Below are 17651 nucleotides of genomic sequence, written 5' to 3' on the forward strand. Positions count from 1 at the left end.
GCGTGTCCCCCCGAGAGTCGGTGCCATGCGGTGCCAAGATTGGGTGCAAGACTGCCCAGGGATAGGGGATCGAGACATGCCGAACAACGAGTGGGTGCAAGAAGGCACCCCCCGCGAGGCCGACGACTGGTCCGAGGCTCAGGACGACTACGGCGTTCCCGTCGAGCCGGCCGAGTGGGACGACTACTCGGCCGAGCAGCGCGTTCCCGTGCCGACGCCCCCCGCCCCGGCCGACCAGGACCCGATCGCCGAGCCGTCCGTCGCGTCAGAGGCGGAGCCGGAGCCGTTCGCCGAGCCTGTCGAGGCGTCCGAGCCTCCAGTCGACCCGGGGGCGGTCGCCGACCCCGAGCCGTACGCGGAGCCCGAGCCGTTCGCCGAGCCTGTCGAGGCGTCCGAGACCGAGGCCGATCCGTTCGCCGAGCCGGAGCCGTTCGCCGAGCCTGTCGAGGCGTCCGCGCCCCCAGCCGACCCGGGGCGGTCGCCGACCCCGAGCCGTACGCCGAGCCCGAGCCGTTCGCCGAGCCCGAGCCGTTCGCCGAGCCTGTCGAGGCGTCCGAGCCCCCCGCCGACGCGGCGGCGGTTGCCGACCCCGAGCCGTTTGCGGAGCCCGAGCCGTTCGCCGAGCCTGTCGAGGCGTCCGGGACCGTCGCAGGGGTCCCCACAGCCCACGCCTCCGAGCCCGTGTCGGAGCCGTTCGCCGAGCCTGTCGAGGCGTCCGGGACCGTCGCAGGGGTCCCCACAGCCCACGCCTCCGAGCCCGTGTCGGAGCCGTTCGCCGAGCCTGTCGAGGCGTCCGAGCCCTCCGCCGACGCGACGGCGGTCGCCGACCCCGAGCCGTTCGCCGACCCCGAGCCGTTCGCCGAGCCCGAGCCGGTCGCCGAGCCCGCCGAGGAGAGCGTCGTCGCCGCGGCAACCGACGAGACCGTCGACGAGGCCCCCGCTGCGGCCAGCGCTACCGAGACCGCCGTGACCGAGCCAACCGAGGAAGAGGACATGACCGAGACAAGGCAGCGACCACTCACCGTCGATGCGGAGACCTTCGGCCGTCCCGCGGACGACACCCCCGTCACCGAGGCAGAGTCGACCGAGACGCTGGTGGTCGCCCCCGTCGCGGCGGCCGCCGCCGCAGGCGCGACCCCCATGGCAGGCCTGTACCGCGACGACGACCACACCCAGGTCATCGACACCTCCGCTGGTCTCGAGGCGGAGGCCGCAGAGGAGGAGCGCCGTGCGGAGCAGTTGCGCCTCGAGAAGGAGGCCCGCGACCAGCGCCTCGGCCTGGTGGCCACCTCCGAGGCCAACGCACAGCGCGACCTCAACTCCGCCCGCCGTCCAGGCGTCAGCGGCTTCGGTAGCTTCGGCCTCCTCGTGCTGCGCCTGGTCACCGCCTTCGTGCTCGGCGTTGCCGCCTACCAGATCCTCGGCAACGTCTCGGCGACCGCGGACTACCTCGGCCAGACCGCGCTGCCTTACCCGCGCGAGATCGCCTGGGGCCTCGGCTTCACGCTCGCCGTGATGGCGGTGCTGCTGGTCCTCGGGCTCGGTGTCCGCATCGTCGGCCTGCTGCTTGCCGCGATCGCCGGCGCCTCGCTCGCGTTCCTGCGCTGGGGTCAGTTCTCCATCTTCTCCGCCAACATGGAGGGCTTCCACGGCGACAAGGACCTGATCCTCGCCGCAATCGGCATCCTGTTGTTCGCCATCGGTGGCGGAAAGGTCGGCATCGACGGCGCCATCTCGAAGGCCCGCTGGAACTCGAAGCTCGCGAAGCGCTCCTGATCACCCGACGAGCGACCCCCGGCCATGCCGGGGGTCGTTTGCTTTGCCGCGCCAGTTAGGCTCTACCCATGTCACGGGTGATGGCCGTCTCGTTCGAGAAGTACGGCCAACTGCACTATCTGGACCCAGGAGAGCGCGACTACAGCGTCGGCGACTGGGTCATGTATCCCACTGCCGACGGGCCGGAACTGGCGCAGTGCGTCTGGGCACCCGAACACACAGACACGACCTTCGGGGAGTTGCCCCGCTGCGCGGGCCCCGCCTCGGACGCCGACCACGACCGCGACGCGCGCAACCGTGAGATCCGCAGCGACGCGGCGCGCACCGCCCGGGACTTGATCGCCCAACACGGGCTCCCCATGAAGGTCGTCGGCATCGACTTCCTCGATCGGTCCGACAAGTATGACCGGCTCGTGGCGGTCTATTACACGGCCCCGCACCGCGTCGACTTTCGTCAGTTGCTCGGCGACCTGGCCCGCGCGCTGCAGTCCCGGATCGACCTGCGTCAGGTCGGCGCGAGGGACGCCGCGCGGCTGATCGGCGGCATCGGCTCCTGCGGCCGCGAGTTCTGTTGCACGACCTTCCTCACCGACTTCGAGCCCGTGTCGATGCGGCTTGCGAAGGTGCAGTCGCTTCCGTCGAACCCGCTGCAGATCGCCGGCGCCTGCGGCAAGCTGATGTGCTGCCTCAAATACGAGCATCCGCTGTACGAGGACTTCCACCGGAGGGCCCCGTCCGTAGGGGAGCAGGTCGCCCTCGACGACGGCGCCACGGGCAGGGTGATCGGGCATTGCGTCCCGGCGGGCGAGGTCCGGATCCGGACGAGCGCCGGAGAAATCGTGCGTTGCCCACTCGAGTCGGTATGTTCGAGGCGCACGGCACGACTATCGCTTGGAGACGCATGAAGAGGTCCATTCAGGTCACCCAGATCATCCTCGCGACCCTCGCGATCGCGCTCGTCGTCAGCCTTTTTCTGGGAAATCTGATCCAGGGCCAGAGTCGTGACGTTCCTGCGTCACCCTCGACGGTGGGGCCCGTGACGCCCAAGCCGGTGCCCGCGGGCGCCAGGATGCCAGGCGTGCCGGAGAAGAAGGTCTCCGAGTACGAGACCTTCCCCGCCAAGAAGAACGAGAACCGCGACCGACTGCTCGACTACGCGGCCCAGGGCACCCCCCGCGTCGAGTTCGAGAAGTCGCTCGGCGACTACAACGCCTACGCGACGCAGGTCGTCAACTGGGAACTGTGCGCCGACTCCGACACGTCTCAGTGCGCCAAGATCAAGGCCCCACTCGACTGGGACAAGCCCGAGGGTGACGCCATCGAGGTCGCCGTGCGTCGGGTTCCCAACGGTGACTCCTCACGCGGGCCCCTGTTCCTCAACCCCGGGGCCCCGGCTTCGGCGGCCAGGGCTTCGCGGAGGGCACGGCGCAGCGCTGGCAGAACTTCGACGTGGTGGGCTGGGACCCGCGCGGCACCGGGGACTCCACCCACGTCGTGTGCGGGGGCCTGAAGCAGACCGATGCCGTCATGGATCTCGATGGCAGCCCAGACGACGACGCCGAGAACAAGGCACTCGAGGAGGGCGGCGCGGCCTTCGCGAAGCAGTGCCGCGATGGGTCCGGCGCGTTGCTCGACCACATCACCACCATTGACGTGGTGCGCGACCTCGACCTGCTGCGTCACCTGCTCGGCGCGGAGAAGCTCAACTACGTGGGCGTCTCCTACGGCACCTACGTCGGTGCGACCTATGCGCAACTGTTCACCGGCTCCGTCGGCAGGCTGATCCTGGACGCCGCCGTCGACATCACAGGCAAGGACGAGGTGCCGCAGGTGGCGGGCTTCGAACTGGCGCTGAACAACTTCACCAAGTGGTGCGCCGAGTCCGACCTGTGCGACCTCGGCGACTCACAGGAGCAGATCGACAAGGACATCCAGACGCTGCTCAGTGGGCTCGACGCCAACCCCATCAAGGTCGGAGGCCGCACGCTCACCCAGACGCTTGCCGCCAGTGGCATCGCCTACTTCCTCTATGTGGACGAGACGGGCTACCGGACGCTCGCCGAGGTCATCGGGGCCGCCATGGCGGGCAACGGCGGGCCGCTGCTGCTGGCGGCGGACGAGATGAACGGCCGCTACGACAACGGCTACGAGACCATCGCCTACGCCTTCCCCGCGATGGCCTGTGCCGACGCCGTCGACGAGGGGGCCGGCCCGGTGCTGCAGGAATGGCGCGACACCTTCAAGGACGCCCCGGTCCTTGCCCCCAACATGGGCACCAGCTACACCTGCCAGTTCTGGACCGCAAAGTCCGCGCCCCAACTCAAACTCACCGCGGCGGGCGCCCCGCCGATCCTGGTGGTCGGCACGACGGGGGACTCCGCCACCCCCTATCAGCAGGCCGTGTCGATGTCGAAGCAGCTCGACTCGGGGACGCTACTCACCCTCGACGGTGCCGGACACGGCGCCGTCACCGGCCCCAACGAGTGCATCGCCAAGGCCGTGGACAACTACCTCAACGAGGGCAAGACGCCCAAGGAGGGCACAACCTGTAAGTAGCCGGTTCGTCAAACCGGTGGACGGTTCGGTATAGTTCCGTCCTGCTGCCGCCCTAGCTCAGTCGGTAGAGCGACGCTCTCGTAAAGCGTAGGTCACGGGTTCGATTCCCGTGGGCGGCTCGGACAGCGGGACGAATCCTCCAGACGATTCGTCCCGTTTCTCTTGGCTTGTGGAACGCTCGTTAAGCCGGACCCTCAGGGGATTGGCCGGGTGCTCCTTGTAGGCTTGGCAGCACTTCCACGGGGAATTATCCGTGGTCGGTGTGCAGAAGGAGGGACTCGTGTTGGACTGCGCCATCATCGGGGCCGGCTTGGCTGGACTCGTGGCCGCTCAGTACCTCGTGGACCGGGGTCTGAAGGTCGTCGTGCTTGAGGGCCGCGACCGCGTAGGGGGCGCGTCGAAAACAGAGTCCTGAGCGACGGCGGGTACGTCGAGCTCGGCGGTCAGTGGATCGGGCCGGGTTTTGACGCGCTCGGCGAGATCATCGACGACCTCGGGCTGGAAACCATCGGGCTCCCCGCGAAGGGCAACCTCGTGGTGCGGCTCCGCGGCCAGGCCCTCGAGGTCCCCTCGTCCGACGAGACCCCGGCGCTCACCCCCTTCGAGGTCTCCGACCTCGGCCAGGGCCTGCTGCGCCTTCGCCGACTCGCGGAGAGGCTGCGCGACGACGCCGCCTGGCGCCAGTCCAACGACGCGTGGCTCAACCAGGATCTCCGCAGGTGGGTCTCGACCAACCTGCGCACGCAGGGCGCCCAGCGCCGCTTCTCAGAGGTCTACACCGCCGCGTTCGGCCCCATGCCAAAGGGCGCGACGCTGCTCGAGGGCCTGCACCAGGTCAACTCCGGCCCCGACCTTGAGACGATGCTCGCCAGCAACGGCGGCCTGCACCAGAAGCGCGTCGAGGGCGGCATGGCCCGGGTCACCGACGCGCTCGCCGAGCGGTTGGGCGACGTCGTCCGGATCGAGTCCGAGGTCGTCAAGGTCAGCTACGGCGACCGTGAGGCGACCCTGACCCTCGCCGACGGCGAGGAGATCCAGGCCCGTCAGGTCATCTCGACGCTGCCTCCGCGGCTCGCGGTGCAACTCGACTACGACCCGCCGCTTCCGCTGTGGCGCAGGGAGGCTGCCGAGAAGGTCGCCCCTGGCAACGTGATCAAGGCGTTCCTGATCTACGACCACCCGTTCTGGCGCGACAAGGGCTTCTCCGGCCAGTCCAGCGCCGACGAGGGCGCGGTGCGCGTCACGTTCGACACCACGGCGGACAACTCCAACCGGGGCCACCTGATGGGCTTCTTCGAGGGAGCCGACGCCGACTCGCTGTCGCGGCGCTCCGTGACGCTGCGGGAGCGGGCCTTCGTCGACTCCGTCGTGCGGACGTTCGGCGCGACCGCTGCCAAGCCGGTCGCCTACATCGAACGCAACTGGTCGAGCGAACGCTTCACCGGCGGCTGCCACGGCGCACACTTCTCTCCCGGCGTGTGGACCACCAACGGTCCCATCCTCGCCGAGCCGGAGGGCGTGCTGCACTGGGCGGGCGCCGAGTACGCGACCCGCTTCAACGGCTACATGGAGGGCGCGGTGCGCTCCGGCCGTGAGGTCGCCGCGGCCGTCGCGCGCGAGCTCGCCTGAACCGTCCGCGCCTGCCAGTAAGGTGACGCGGGTGGCATTACCTCCGCTCACCCGCAGCCGCATGGTCGCGCAGTCGTTGACCGCGCCGTCCTTCGCGTCGCCCGCTGCCGCCGTCGCCGCCTTCGGCGCGATGCAGGGCCAGGACCTGCCCGGCGTGCTCGCCTCCGCCGCGCTGCGCTCCACGGGCGAGGCAGTCGCCGCGGTGTTCGACGACCTGGCGGAACGCCGCCTTGTGCGCGGCTATCCGATGCGCGGCACCGTGTTCCTGATGGCCGCCGAGGACCTGTCCTGGGTCACCGCGTTGTGCGCGGCCCCCTCGCTGCGTGCCGCTGCCGCGCGCCGCCACCAGTTAGGCCTCGACGAGGAGCAACTGGGCCGCGCCCGCGGCATCGCGGAGGAGGTCCTCGCCGACGGTCCGCTCTCCCGCCCGGAACTGTTCGAAATCTGGGACGCGGCGGGACTTGCCCCGAAGGGTGGCCGCGGCTACCACCTGCTCTTCACGCTGATCGCCGACGGCGTCGCGGCCTACGGCCCGTGGAACGGCTCGGAGCAGGATGTCGTTCTGGTCGAGCAGTGGCTGCCGGGCATCCCCGGCCTCGCTGAACGGTTCGGCGGTGAGCGACTCCCCGCCGTCGCGGAGTTCCTGCTGCGCTACCTCACGAGCCACGGGCCCGCCACGCTGCGGGACTTCGCGTGGTGGACGAAACTGACACTCGGCGAGATCCGGCGTGCGCTGCCGCTGATCGTCGACCGGCTTGAGACGGACGGGGCGGACGAGCCGTCGTACTGGCGCCCCGGCCTTCTCGACGAGGCCCAGGCTCAGGCCCGTGCGTCGTCGGCCCCGCTGCTGCTTCCAGGCTTCGACGAGTACATCCTCGGCTACCAGGACCGCCTTTTCGCGATGTCGGCGACCCACCACAGCCGGCTGGTGCCCGGCAACAACGGGGTGTTCCGACGCACCGTGCTCATCGGCGGCCGGGTGCGCGGCACTTGGGCGCGCGCGGGTCGCCCGGGCAGGCGCTCCCTGGAGATCGAGGAGTTCGAGCCGATCACCGACGCGGCCCGCAAGCGGTTGGCGGCGCGCTTCGCGGCGTTCCCGTTCGCGGGCGACTAGGTGATCAGCGCAGGGCGATGAACAGGTCGGTGCGCAGGGTCGCCGGGTCGGTGCTCGGCGTCGGATCCGTGACGTAGACCTCGCCGCATGGCTCGGCTGGCTCGACCCCCTGCTCCGCGAGGAAGGCCATCAACCGGCCCCACGCCTCGGGAAGTTGGTCGTAGGGCCCAGTGTGCGTCAGCACCGCGACCCGGCCGCCGGGCAGGTGCGACGACTCGATGCCAGCACCCGCGTTCGCTGCGGCGACCACCGGGAACCCGATCTCGATGGCGAATCGACCCGTGAGATCGCCCCGAAAGCAGGCCAGGGCCGGGCCGACCAGCGGCAGGTCGGCGTCCGTGGCGGCCTCGGCGACCCTCGGGTAGTCGGCGTCGAAGAGCGTGGGTAGGTCGGCGACGGTGACGTCGTCGTGGCGCACCACGAGGGTCGCGACGGGGGTGACGCCGTCGAGGATGGCCGGCTCGGGCCAGCCCGCCCGGACGCGATGAGAGTGGTGGACATGGTGGCTCCTTTGGCTCAGGGCGAGCCTATTGCCCCTCTCGACGCGACGGGGCGCCGGGCGGAGATTTCCGCTCGGCGCCCGACGGGAGATGGGCTCAGATGGCAGCCGACCCCTTCTCCCCGGTGCGGATTCGGACGACCTCGTCGACGGGGGTCGACCAGACCTTCCCATCGCCGACGGCGCCGGTGCGTGCCGCGGCGGTGATGACCCCGATCACCCCCTCGACCTCGGCGTCCTCGACCAGCACCTCGATCTTGGCCTTCGTGATGAAGTCGATGGTGTACTCGGCCCCGCGGTAGATCTCCTTGTGGCCGCGCTGCCTGGCGTAGCCGGAGCATTCGGTCACGGTCATGCCCGCGATGCCGTGCTGGGCGAGCGCGATCTGGACGTGGGTCATCATGGTGGGCTGGACGATTGCGGTGACGAGCCTCATGCGTCGACCTCCTCAAGGGCGGGAACGATCAGCGTCTGACGGACGCCGTAGGTGGAGTAGCCGATGTGGCTCAGGTCGTAGCCGGACTCGGCGTGCTCGGCCGTGTCGATGCCCTGCGTCTCCACCGCGTCGGCGACCCGCAGGCCCATCACCTTGTCGAGGACCTTCGCGATGGCGAAGGTGACCACGAAGGAGTAGATCAGGACGATCGCCGCCCCGGCGAACTGACGCCACAGTTGGTCGACGCCGCCGCCGTAGAACAGCCCCGCGGCGCCCGCGGGGAGGCGGGGTCGGCGAGCAGGCCGATCAGCAGGGTGCCGACCAGGCCGCCGACGAGGTGGACGCCGACCACGTCGAGCGAGTCGTCGTAGCCGAAGCGGTTCTTCAGCCCGATCGCGAAGGCGCACGCCACGCCTGCGGCGAGGCCGACGACCAGCGCGCCGAGTGGGCTGACGGAGGCCGCGGCCGGGGTGATGCCGACCAGGCCAGCGACGATGCCGGACGCGGCGCCGAGGCTGGTGGCGTGGCCGTCACGCAGGCGCTCCACGAGCAGCCAGCCGAGCATCGCGGCGGCCGCACCTGCGAGGGTGTTGATCCAGGCGACGCCCGCCGTGGCGTTGGCGCCGAGCGCGGAGCCTGCGTTGAAGCCGAACCAGCCGAACCACAGCAGCGCGGCGCCAAGCATCACAAGCGTCAGGTTGTGCGGACGCATCGGCACCTTGCCGAAGCCGAGCCGAGGGCCGAGCACCAGGCACAGGGCCAGGGCCGCAGCGCCGGCGTTGATGTGGATGGCGGTGCCGCCCGCGAAGTCGATGGCCTTGATGGAGTTCGCGATGAAGCCGCCCTTCTCGGCGGTGCCGCCGTCGAAGGAGAACACCCAGTGCGCGGCGGGGAAGTAGACGAGCAGCGCCCACACCGCGGCGAACACTGCCCACGCGGAGAACTTCATCCGGTCGGCTACCGCCCCGGAGATCAGGGCGACCGCGATGATCGCGAACGCCGCCTGGAAGCCGGCGAAGACGAGCGCCGGGATGGTGAAGGTGACCTTCTCCGGGGACATCAGGCCGTCGAGGAAGGCGTACTGGAATGGGTTGCCGAGGAACCCGCCGAGCGAGTCGCCGAACGCCATGGAGTAGCCGATCACGACCCACAGGACACCGACGATGCCCATGGTTGCGATCGACATCATCAGCATGTTGAGCACGCTCTTCGCGCGCACCATGCCGCCGTAGAAGAAGGCCAGACCGGGGGTCATCAGGAGGACCAGCGCTGCGCTGACCAGGACCCAGGCGGTGTCGCCGGTGTCGATGTCGAGGATTTCCATGTGACCGATCCAACAGCGGCCAGATTTCGGGAGAATCGTCGTCACGTAACGGTGGAGTTAGCGATCCGCCTGATTGCGTAACGAGTTGGGACGCGTTGGTTACGGCCGTGTTGCCCACGCCTGGGGAGGCTTCTGGTCAGTGCCGGCGGACGGTGCCCTCGTAGCCGAGCGGGGAGTCGCCGAACAGGTCCTTCCAGGAACCGTCGAAGGTGAACGTCGAGTACGCGGACGTCGGGAACCAGCCGCCGACGCCGTCTGCCTCCGACGGGTCGGAGGCGAACAGCAGCGTGGCCGCGAGGTCGGGGATGGTCGGGGCGTGCCCGACAACCAGCAGCGCCTGCGTCGTGTCTGGCGTCGCGGCGATCAGCCGGGCGGCGGTGTCGGTGCCTCCGAAGTAGAGGTCGTCGAGGAAGTGGGGCGCCACGTCGAGGCCGAGGTGCGTGAACGTCTCGCGTGTTCGGGTGGCGGTCGACACGAGCGCCGAGTCGATCCCGAGCGCCCTGAGCGCGACGCCTGCGTCCTGCGCGTCCTGGATCCCGCCCTTTGTCAGGTGTCGGGAGTGGTCGCCGTCCAGGTTGTGGGACTCGGTCTTCGCATGCCGCATCAGCACCAGTCGTCGCATGCCGACGACTGTAGTGCGAGGCGCTCGGGTGGGGTGGGCGTTGAGCAGCATTCAGTGGTCGACGCGCGACCCGCCGGGGGAGAACGCTCTCCTGGGCGACGAACGCGGACTACTGCTCAACCCCGAGCCCGCGTCAGGGCTTGACGGCGACGATCAGGTCGCGCCGGATCGACGAGTCGACGCGGTGCGCGAACTGCTCCCAGGCGCCGCCCTCGCGCACCGTCAGGCCGGCGTCGGTCAGCATCGAGGCCAGGTCTTCGCGCGTCAGGCCGAAGGTGTTCCACGACAGGCCCAGCGCGCCGCCGTGCATCAGTTGCCCCGCCCACACCGGCAGCGCGTCCCGCAGCAGTCCGGCGGGGGAGCGGTCACGCTTGCCCGAGACGCCCCGCACATCGGTGGTGGACCCGTGCGCCACGCCGTAGGGCGCGTCTGTGACGATCGCGTCGAACCGCTTCTTTCCGAACAGGTCGGCCGACTGGCGGGTGTCGCCCGTGAAGGACGACACGTGCAGCGTTCGGCCGTCGAGGCTCAGTTCCGCGTCGAAGCGCTTGCCGATCGACTTGCCGTCGCGGCGAACGGGTCGCACGTCGGCGGTGTGCTTGATCCGCTTCCTGCGCAGATAGGTCTTGAGGAACGACGCCATCTGCTCGAAGGACTTGGCGTCGCCCTCAACGCCGTAGCCGTCGTTGCCGAGCAGCAGCGCGGTGGAGAGCGTGGTGCCGCGACCTGCCAGCGGGTCGAGAATCTGGCGCGGGCCGGTCGGCTCGCGCGTGACTGCCGCGAGCGTGACCCCCATCAGGAGTTGGGTGAACTGCTCGTTGGTCTTGCCCTGGTACTTGGGGATGGTCACGAGGTCGTCGTCGAGGACGAACGGGTTCGGCAGTCGGACGGGGCGCAGCAGTTCTCCCTCGGACTCGAACAGCGCGAAACAGGCGGACTGCCGGGCGACGGTCTCGAGGTGCGCCTCGCCGAGCGGGTCGGCGTCGAAGGCCAGGTAGTCGACGCCCGCGATGTCGACGTCGGCGATGTCGCGCGCGAACGGGGCGGTGATCTCCAGTTCGGCGGCGGTCAGCGGGCCGGACTCGCCGGCGTAGACGCGGTTGGCCGACGGGGTGCGCAACATCAGGTAGCGAGGCATTGGGCAAGTTTCCCACATCGGACTCGGGGGGCCGACCAGGCCATGACCGCTGTGGTCGGACGCTCCTGCCGCGACGCCCCTGGGCCGACGGGGGCCGGGAGAGCACGCTTCGGGGACAGTCCCCTCGCCGATGGTTGGTCGAGAGGCGCTCCGGTTGCCGCGCGCGCCCGAACCCGATTGCTTCGGTTTCGTGCCTCCGCCACCTGAGGTGGTTTGCTTGACCCCGATGAAGACCTGGGCGAAGCTCGCGGTGATCTTCGCGGGAGGTGCGCTCGGCACGGCCGCGAGGATCGGCCTGCTGCGCCTGCTTGGCGACGAGGTCGTCGCGCTCGCGGCCGTCAACGTGCTCGGCTGCCTGCTGCTCGGCGTCATCTCCGGCGTCTTCGGCCCGCGCGTCTCGCTGACCCGGCTGTTCCTGGCGGTCGGCGGGCTCGGCGCGTTCACGTCCTGGTCGTCGCTTGCCCTGCAGGGGGTGACCGAGCCGGGCGGCCTCGTCGTCGTGGTCGTGGAGACCTGCGTCGGGGTGGCGTTCGCGGGCCTCGGGCACCTGCTCGGCATGCGCAGGCCCGGCATGCGCGGGCGAGGGGACGGCCGCTGATGGGCATCGTGCTGCTGGCCTGCCTCGCGGGCGGCCTCGGCGCCGTCGCACGGGCTGGCGTCGATCAGGTGGTCGCGGGCCGTTGGCCCGCCTGGGTCGGCACGCTGCTGATCAACGTTGTGGGCTCGTTCGCGTTGGGGGTGGCCTCGGTGAGCGTCGGCGCGGCAGGCCTGACGGTCTTCGGGACCGGCTTCTGCGGCGGTTTCACGACCTTCTCGTCGGCGTGCTGGCAGGCCGCCCGCGAACTGGGTCGCCGCCGGATCGCCTTCGGGATCGGCTACGCCGCCGTCACCGTCGCGGCCTGCCTGACGGCCGCCCTGCTCGGCATCGCGCTCGGCGGACGACTGTGAGCGGTAGCCGCGCCGCCAGGGTCAGGAGATGAGTCGGTCAGTCTCTGCCGAACGGCTCGCGCGGATGCCGTTGTCGGTCCGAGTTTGGGCGTGGGACGCAAAAGAGCGCCAGGCGAACCTGGCGCTCCCTTTTCGGCCGTGAAATCAGGCCAGGTTGACGTGGTGGTGCTCGTAGGGGGTGCCCTTGGCGCGCTCGAAGGAGGCCGTGACCTCTTCCTCGGCGTCCCCGCGGCCCGTCCAGGTGGCTCCCTCGACCGACTTGCCTGGCTCGAGGTCCTTGTACACCGAGAAGAAGTGCTCGATCTCAAGCAGCATGTGCTCGGGGACGCTCGACAGGTCCGTGATGTGGTGACGGCGGGTGTCGGCGGTCGCGACGCACAGCACCTTGTCGTCGCCGCCCATCTCGTCGGTCATCCGGAACATCGCGACGGCGTAGCACTCGATGAGGCAGCCGGGGAAGGTCGGGTCGTTGCCGATCACCATGGCGTCCAGCGGGTCGCCGTCCTGGCCGAGGGTGCCCTCGACGAAGCCGTAGTCGTAGGGGTACTGCGTCGAGGTGAACAGCGTGCGGTCCAGCCGGATCCGGCCGGTGTTGTGGTCCATCTCGTATTTGTTCTTGGTCCCCTTGGGGATCTCAACGGTCACGTCGAACAGGATGCGGCGGCCCGGGTCAATGGGGGTCAGGCCAACTGGCGCCTCTTCGCTCACTGCGGCACTCCTATGATTGTGGTGGTCCCCCACGCTGCGTTGGTGGGACGTGACCCTTGCAGGATACAGCGTTGGAGGACGTAGTGAAGACTCGCAGAATCGTCGAGTGGGCGGTGACCGGCGTGCTCGCCACCGTGTTGCTCGTCGGTGGGTTCGTGCTCGGCGTCTTCCACACCGAGGCGGCGGGTGCCGTCGGCCTTACGCGTGAGGGGGCCCCGACAACGGTGTCCCAGGAGCTGTTCGCCGCTCCGAGCCCCGACCCCTCCGAACCACCCGCCGCGGGTAATGGCCTCGTCGCCGCCGCGCCGCTTCCCGCCGACGGTGCGGTCCCGAAACGCGAGACGCTCGAGGCGAAGCTGAAGGCGCTGGACACGTCCAAGCTCGTCGGAATCGACGGCGCCCCCGTCACCATCTCCTACGAGGTCCTCGACGCAGAGACCGGTGCCGTCGTCGCCTCGAAGCAGCCGACCGCGCCGCTGATCCCCGCCTCCAACACAAAGACGCTGACCACGCTCGCCGTGATGCACGCCTTCACCGGCTCCGAGACCTTCGCCACCACGGTCGTGCAGCCGGCGCCTGGGCAGATCGTGCTCGTCGGGGCGGCGACCCCCTGCTGCTGAGCGTCCCCGCGAAGGCGGGCAGCTACCCACAGCCCCCAGCACGCAGGAGTTGGCCACCGCCACCGCCAAGGCGCTCAAGGAGTCGGGGCAGACCAGCGTCACCCTCGGCTTCGACGCCTCCTACTTCGAGGAGCCGGGCTGGAACGACACCTGGCCGTCGAACTACCGCGACCAGGTCACCCAACTCTCCGCACTGTGGGTCGACGAGGGCAAGCTCGCCGCGGGAGGCCGCAGCCGCACGCCGGGCCTCGACGCCGCCAAGATCTTCGCCACCCAACTCACCGCGCAAGGCATCACCGTCACGGCGGAACCCGCCGCGGCCAAGGGCGGCGGCACCGAACTCGCCCGCGTCGAGTCGCTACCCGTGCACGTCCTCGTCGAGACGGCCATGAACCGCTCCAACAACTCCTTCACCGAGATCCTGGGCCTGCAGTTGGCTCGGCACCTCGACAAGCCGACCACCTTCGCGGGCAGCGTCGCCGCCATCCAGGAGCAGCTCACCGGCCTCGGCGTGTGGGATGAGGGGACCGTGCTGCACGACGCCTCCGGGCTCTCGCGCAGCAACCGCGTCACCACCAACATGCTCGCGAAGGCCGTGCGTCTGCTCGACACCGACCCTCGGCTCTCAGTCATCCTCGACGGGTTGCCGACGGCAGGCGTGACGGGAACCCTCGCCGACCGCTTCACCGACGACATCTCGCGCCCCGCGCGGGGGTCGCCCGAGCCAAGACGGGCACGCTGTCGCTCGTGTCGTCGCTGGCTGGCACCACCCTCACGGCGGACGACCGGCTCGTCACCTTCGCCTTCATCATCAACGGCCCGCCCGACGGGTGGGCCGCCAAGGTGTGGACCGACCAGGCCACCGGCGTGGTCGCGTCCTGCGGGTGCTGATGGACTACGCCCCCAGCATCGACTGGACCTTGGCGCTGCGGCTGTCGGCGGCCGGCGCCAAGGACCTGCCCAACCTCGACGCGCGCAGCCTCAAACGGCTGGTCGCCGACCTGCGCGTCACCGCACGCAGGGCGGGGGAGATCGCGGGCGCCTTCCTCGACGTCGACAGCGCGGGTGCGACCGCCGTGAAGGTCGTCGACTGGAACGGCTGGGGCACCGCGGTGCGCGGCATGGTCGAGACCGTGGTCACGGAACTCGAACTGCCCCGCCGCCCCGACGGCCCCGTCGACTGGGCCCGACGACACCTCAACGCGGTCCTGCTCGGCGCGGGGATCAGGGCGGCGAGCCGCCGACTGCTCGGCCAGTACGACGCCTACACCGGCGCGGACACCCTCTACCTGGTCGCCCCCACGATCGTCGCGCACGAACGCGACCACGGCTTCGCGCCCGCCGACTTCCGGCTCTGGGTCGCGCTGCACGAGCAGACCCACGCGCTGCAGTTCAGGGCGGCCCCCTGGCTGCGGGACTGGATCGGGCAGCGCGCCCGCGAGGTGTTCGAGGACGATGCCTCTCCCGTCCAGGGGATCGCCGCCTGGGCTCGCACGGGAGACCTCGCCTCGCTGCTTGTCTCCGGCGCCGCGGGGGAGTCGCTGACGCGCCTGGTCGGCGTGATGACATTCCTGGAGGGCCACGCCGACTACACGGCAGACGTCGCGGGTCGGCCGCACATCCCAAGCGTCGCGTCGCTGCGCAAGGCCTTCAGCCGCAAGCCCGGTGCCAGCGGCCTCGGCAAGATCTCCCCGTCGTTCGACAAGAGCGCCCAGTACCGCGACGGCCTCGCGTTCTGCCGCGAGGTCGCGGCGCTGCGCGGCAGGCCCGGGCTGCGAGCCGCATTCGTCGAGCCCGACAACCTGCCCACCCCGGCGGAGATCTCCGACGCCCGCGCCTGGGTCCGACGCGTCCATGGCTAAGCGGGAGTTGCCGCCTGCGACGCTCGCGGTCGCGCAGGCGGTCGCCGCCGTGCTGCCGGACGGCGACGTCGTCGTCGGCTGCTCCGGAGGTGCCGACTCCACAGCCCTCGCGCTCGGCGCTGCATGGGCCGCAGGGCGTCGGGGCACCCGGGCGACCGCGGTGATCGTCGACCACGGCCTACAGCCCCGCTCGGGCGAGATCGCGCGCCAGGCCGCAGCGCGACTCGGCGCGCACGGCGTCGACGCGAGGATCGTCCCCGTCCACGTCGCGCCGAGCGGGGAGGGCCTTGAGGCCGCCGCCCGGGAGGCGCGGCTCGCGGCGCTCGCCGACCGCGGGCTCCCGGTGCTGCTCGGGCACACGCTCGACGACCAGGCCGAGACGGTGCTGCTCGGCCTGCTCCGCGGCTCGGGCACCCGCTCGCTCGCGGGCATGGCGGAGGTGCGGGGCCCGTTCGTGCGACCCCTGCTCGCGCTCCGAAGAGCGGAGACCGAGCAGGCGTGCCGCGACTGGGGCGTCGACTGGTGGTGCGACCCCATGAACGACGACGACGCCTTCGCGAGGGTCCGCGCCCGCGGGCTGCTGAGCGAGGTCGCCGCGCGCCTCGGCCGCGACGTCGCCCCCGCGTTGGCCCGCACCGCCTCACTCGCCCGGGCGGACGCCGACGCGCTCGACGCGATGGCCGACGCCGTCGAGACAGGCGACCTGCCTGAGTCGGCCCGGATCGCCGCGCTGGAGGGGCTACCGGACGCGCTTCGCTGGCGCGTGCTGCACCGCTGGATGGCGCGACTCGGGGTCGCCGCCGAGCAGGGAAACGTGCTCGCCGTCGACGCGCTGCTCACCCGATGGCGCGGCCAGGGGGCATCGCGGTGCCCGGCGGGACCGTTCGGCGCGTCGGCACCGACCTGCGCTTCACCCGGGGTGCGGGCCGCAACGAGCCGCGCTAGGCTCTGCCACGTGGATGCTACAGACGTGTCGCAGGACCTCGAGAAGGTGCTGTTCACCTCCGATCAGATTCAGGCCCGCATCGACGAGGTCGCCAGCCAGATCGACGCCGACTACGAGGGGCGCGACATCCTGCTCGTCGGCGTCCTCAACGGCGCCGTCATGGTGATGAGCGACCTGCAGCGCGCGATGCGCAGCCACGTCGAGATGGACTGGATGGCCGTGTCGTCCTACGGGGCGGGCACCCAGTCGAGCGGCGTGGTGCGGATCCTCAAGGACCTCAACGCCGACCTCGAGGGCCGCGACGTCATCGTGGTCGAGGACATCATCGACACGGGGTTGACGCTGTCCTACCTGATGAGCAACCTCGCCTCCCGTGGGCCGGCAAGCCTCGAGATCATGACGATGTTCCGCAAGCCCGACGCGGCCCAGATGGAGGTCCCCGTCAAGTACGTGGGCTTCGAGATCCCCAACGAGTTCGTCGTCGGCTACGGCCTCGACTACGCGGGCCGCTACCGCAACCTGCGCGACGTCGGCACCCTCGCCAAGCACGTCTACAGCTGATCGCTGACACCGCAGCCGCTTAGGCTTGGCCGATCCCCGACGATTGGCCGATCCGTGACTGATCCCACCGCGTCCCCGCAGGTCAGCGAGTACCTCCGCGCCCTCAAGCCGGCCACCAGATCGGTGGTCTCCATGCTGTTCGTCGTCGCCCTGCTGGTAGGCATCGGCAGCTACATCGGCAAGCCGGGCATCGACGGGCTGCGCACCCTCCCCGAGCACACGGTGACCGTCAAGGACGAGTACCTCGACCAGGTGCTCACCGGCGGCCGCCGCACCAAGAGATGGGTCGACGCGCGCTTCGTGCACGTCGTCAAGCCCGACGGCAGCATCGGATCGGTCCGCAGCGACACGCTGCGCATCGGCGAGACCGCGACCGTGTGGGAGTACCCCGAGACGGGAAAACTCGTCGAGGAGAAGCCGGGCATCTCCTGGCCGCTGCTGCTCTTCGGCTCCTTCTTCCTGCTGATCGCTTTGGCGACCGCCTCCGGCCTCGTCCGATCGCTCCGGGCGCCGGGGATCGCGCGGCACCGCCTGCGCGAGGCCGTCACCGGGCCGGACGCGACCATGATCCCCGCGGAGCCGGGCACGTCCCGGGTCCGCGTGGCAATCGCATCGCCCGACTTCCCCGCCGACTCCGTGTGGGAGGTGCGACCAGTCGTGGTGGGCACCCGGCCGATCCCATTTCCCGACGGCGTGACGGCGCCGCTGTCGGCGTGGAGCTACCGCCGCTGGGGCTGGGGGAGCCACGCGCTGATGCGCGCAAGCGACGGCACCTTCTTCGTCGGCCAACTCTCATCCCCGGACGCGGACGGCACCGCCGAGCCGAAGGGCGACGGTTGAGTAAGGGTCCAGATTGCGCACGCTGGTAAGGTTTCGGTGCGCTGAACCCTCGGCAAACCACGAGATCGGACT

20 protein-coding genes, 1 tRNA gene and 3 pseudogenes are annotated in these 17651 nt (G+C 70.4%); 16 read left to right on the forward strand and 8 right to left on the reverse strand.

Annotated elements, in window-relative coordinates; genetic code table 11:
* Nucleotides 1–183: 183 nt before the first annotated feature.
* Nucleotides 184–669, reverse strand: a complete 486-nt coding sequence (locus BW730_RS17730) for a hypothetical protein (protein ID WP_077687430.1) — start codon at nt 667–669, stop codon at nt 184–186.
* 12 nt (nt 670–681) lie between these two features.
* Here BW730_RS17730 and BW730_RS17735 point away from each other — a divergent pair, with 12 nt between their 5' ends.
* From BW730_RS17735 to BW730_RS17765, 7 genes and pseudogenes are all read left to right on the forward strand, one after another.
* Complete coding sequence (locus tag BW730_RS17735) at nt 682–1776, forward strand: DoxX family protein (RefSeq protein WP_077687431.1); 1095 nt, start codon at nt 682–684, stop codon at nt 1774–1776.
* Nucleotides 1777–1937: 161 nt separating this feature from the next.
* The gene (locus BW730_RS17740; protein WP_418082056.1) at nt 1938–2681 is read left to right on the forward strand and encodes a PSP1 domain-containing protein; all 744 of its coding nucleotides are present in this window, start codon (nt 1938–1940) and stop codon (nt 2679–2681) included.
* Nucleotides 2678–3286 carry a hypothetical protein gene (locus tag BW730_RS17745; protein WP_077687433.1) on the forward strand — a complete coding sequence of 203 codons (609 nt, stop codon included), beginning with the start codon at nt 2678–2680 and terminating at the stop codon, nt 3284–3286. Before BW730_RS17740 ends, BW730_RS17745 begins: the two co-directional genes overlap by 4 nt.
* Nucleotides 3226–4332 carry an alpha/beta hydrolase gene (locus tag BW730_RS17750; protein ID WP_077687434.1) on the forward strand — a complete coding sequence of 369 codons (1107 nt, stop codon included), beginning with the start codon at nt 3226–3228 and terminating at the stop codon, nt 4330–4332. The genes BW730_RS17745 and BW730_RS17750 overlap by 61 nt, the downstream gene beginning before the upstream one ends.
* 46 nt (nt 4333–4378) lie before the next feature.
* Nucleotides 4379–4451, forward strand: a tRNA-Thr gene (locus tag BW730_RS17755).
* 161 nt (nt 4452–4612) lie between these two features.
* Nucleotides 4613–5961: pseudogene (locus BW730_RS17760) on the forward strand (flavin monoamine oxidase family protein).
* 31 nt (nt 5962–5992) lie between these two features.
* Nucleotides 5993–7075, forward strand: coding sequence for a winged helix DNA-binding domain-containing protein (locus BW730_RS17765; protein WP_226996900.1), 1083 nt, complete (start codon nt 5993–5995; stop codon nt 7073–7075).
* Between the two features lie 4 nt (nt 7076–7079).
* Here BW730_RS17765 and BW730_RS18365 read toward each other — a convergent pair whose 3' ends face one another.
* The 6 genes from BW730_RS18365 to BW730_RS17790 form a co-directional block, all read right to left on the reverse strand.
* Nucleotides 7080–7493, reverse strand: a complete 414-nt coding sequence (locus BW730_RS18365) for a GyrI-like domain-containing protein (protein WP_158522726.1) — start codon at nt 7491–7493, stop codon at nt 7080–7082.
* Nucleotides 7494–7671: 178 nt separating this feature from the next.
* A complete protein-coding gene (locus tag BW730_RS17775) occupies nt 7672–8010 on the reverse strand; it encodes a P-II family nitrogen regulator (RefSeq protein WP_077687437.1) in 339 nt (112 codons plus the stop codon).
* Nucleotides 8007–8273 carry a hypothetical protein gene (locus tag BW730_RS20210; RefSeq protein ID WP_335340901.1) on the reverse strand — a complete coding sequence of 89 codons (267 nt, stop codon included), beginning with the start codon at nt 8271–8273 and terminating at the stop codon, nt 8007–8009. The genes BW730_RS17775 and BW730_RS20210 overlap by 4 nt, the downstream gene beginning before the upstream one ends.
* A complete protein-coding gene (locus tag BW730_RS17780; RefSeq protein ID WP_335340866.1) occupies nt 8210–9334 on the reverse strand; it encodes an ammonium transporter in 1125 nt (374 codons plus the stop codon). The genes BW730_RS20210 and BW730_RS17780 overlap by 64 nt, the downstream gene beginning before the upstream one ends.
* 136 nt (nt 9335–9470) lie before the next feature.
* A complete protein-coding gene (locus BW730_RS17785; protein ID WP_158522727.1) occupies nt 9471–9956 on the reverse strand; it encodes a SixA phosphatase family protein in 486 nt (161 codons plus the stop codon).
* 133 nt (nt 9957–10089) lie between these two features.
* Nucleotides 10090–11094, reverse strand: coding sequence for a TRM11 family SAM-dependent methyltransferase (locus tag BW730_RS17790; RefSeq protein WP_077687439.1), 1005 nt, complete (start codon nt 11092–11094; stop codon nt 10090–10092).
* Between the two features lie 226 nt (nt 11095–11320).
* Here BW730_RS17790 and BW730_RS17795 point away from each other — a divergent pair, with 226 nt between their 5' ends.
* Together BW730_RS17795 and BW730_RS17800 are read left to right on the forward strand one after the other, a co-directional pair.
* A complete protein-coding gene (locus tag BW730_RS17795) occupies nt 11321–11692 on the forward strand; it encodes a FluC/FEX family fluoride channel (RefSeq protein ID WP_158522728.1) in 372 nt (123 codons plus the stop codon).
* A complete protein-coding gene (locus tag BW730_RS17800; RefSeq protein ID WP_077687441.1) occupies nt 11692–12042 on the forward strand; it encodes a fluoride efflux transporter FluC in 351 nt (116 codons plus the stop codon). The genes BW730_RS17795 and BW730_RS17800 overlap by 1 nt, the downstream gene beginning before the upstream one ends.
* Before the next feature lie 144 nt (nt 12043–12186).
* Here BW730_RS17800 and BW730_RS17805 read toward each other — a convergent pair whose 3' ends face one another.
* Entirely contained in the window at nt 12187–12645 is a 459-nt protein-coding gene (locus tag BW730_RS17805; RefSeq protein WP_237268063.1) for an inorganic diphosphatase, read from the reverse strand.
* A gap of 188 nt (nt 12646–12833) precedes the next feature.
* Between BW730_RS17805 and BW730_RS17810 the strand changes: the two genes are divergently transcribed.
* The 7 genes and pseudogenes from BW730_RS17810 (at nt 12834) to BW730_RS17830 (ending at nt 17579) form a co-directional block, all read left to right on the forward strand.
* Nucleotides 12834–13370, forward strand: coding sequence for a D-alanyl-D-alanine carboxypeptidase (locus BW730_RS17810; RefSeq protein ID WP_077687442.1), 537 nt, complete (start codon nt 12834–12836; stop codon nt 13368–13370).
* A gap of 49 nt (nt 13371–13419) precedes the next feature.
* Nucleotides 13420–13992: pseudogene (locus tag BW730_RS20450) on the forward strand (D-alanyl-D-alanine carboxypeptidase); the annotation flags it as partial.
* A 125-nt stretch (nt 13993–14117) separates the two neighbouring features.
* Nucleotides 14118–14261, forward strand: a complete 144-nt coding sequence (locus BW730_RS20000; RefSeq protein WP_145952964.1) for a hypothetical protein — start codon at nt 14118–14120, stop codon at nt 14259–14261.
* Nucleotides 14261–15232: a zinc-dependent metalloprotease gene (locus tag BW730_RS17820; protein ID WP_226997249.1), complete on the forward strand. Its 972-nt coding sequence runs from the start codon at nt 14261–14263 to the stop codon at nt 15230–15232. The genes BW730_RS20000 and BW730_RS17820 overlap by 1 nt, the downstream gene beginning before the upstream one ends.
* Nucleotides 15225–16046 (forward strand): annotated as a pseudogene (tilS, locus tag BW730_RS19675) (tRNA lysidine(34) synthetase TilS); the annotation flags it as partial. The gene BW730_RS17820 and the pseudogene tilS, both read left to right, overlap by 8 nt.
* 141 nt (nt 16047–16187) lie before the next feature.
* Nucleotides 16188–16739, forward strand: coding sequence for a hypoxanthine phosphoribosyltransferase (gene hpt / locus BW730_RS19680; RefSeq protein ID WP_226997250.1), 552 nt, complete (start codon nt 16188–16190; stop codon nt 16737–16739).
* 54 nt (nt 16740–16793) lie between these two features.
* Nucleotides 16794–17579: a hypothetical protein gene (locus BW730_RS17830; RefSeq protein WP_077687445.1), complete on the forward strand. Its 786-nt coding sequence runs from the start codon at nt 16794–16796 to the stop codon at nt 17577–17579.
* Nucleotides 17580–17651: the final 72 nt, after the last annotated feature.

Source organism: Tessaracoccus aquimaris, from assembly GCF_001997345.1.
Lineage (GTDB): Bacteria > Actinomycetota > Actinomycetes > Propionibacteriales > Propionibacteriaceae > Arachnia > Arachnia aquimaris.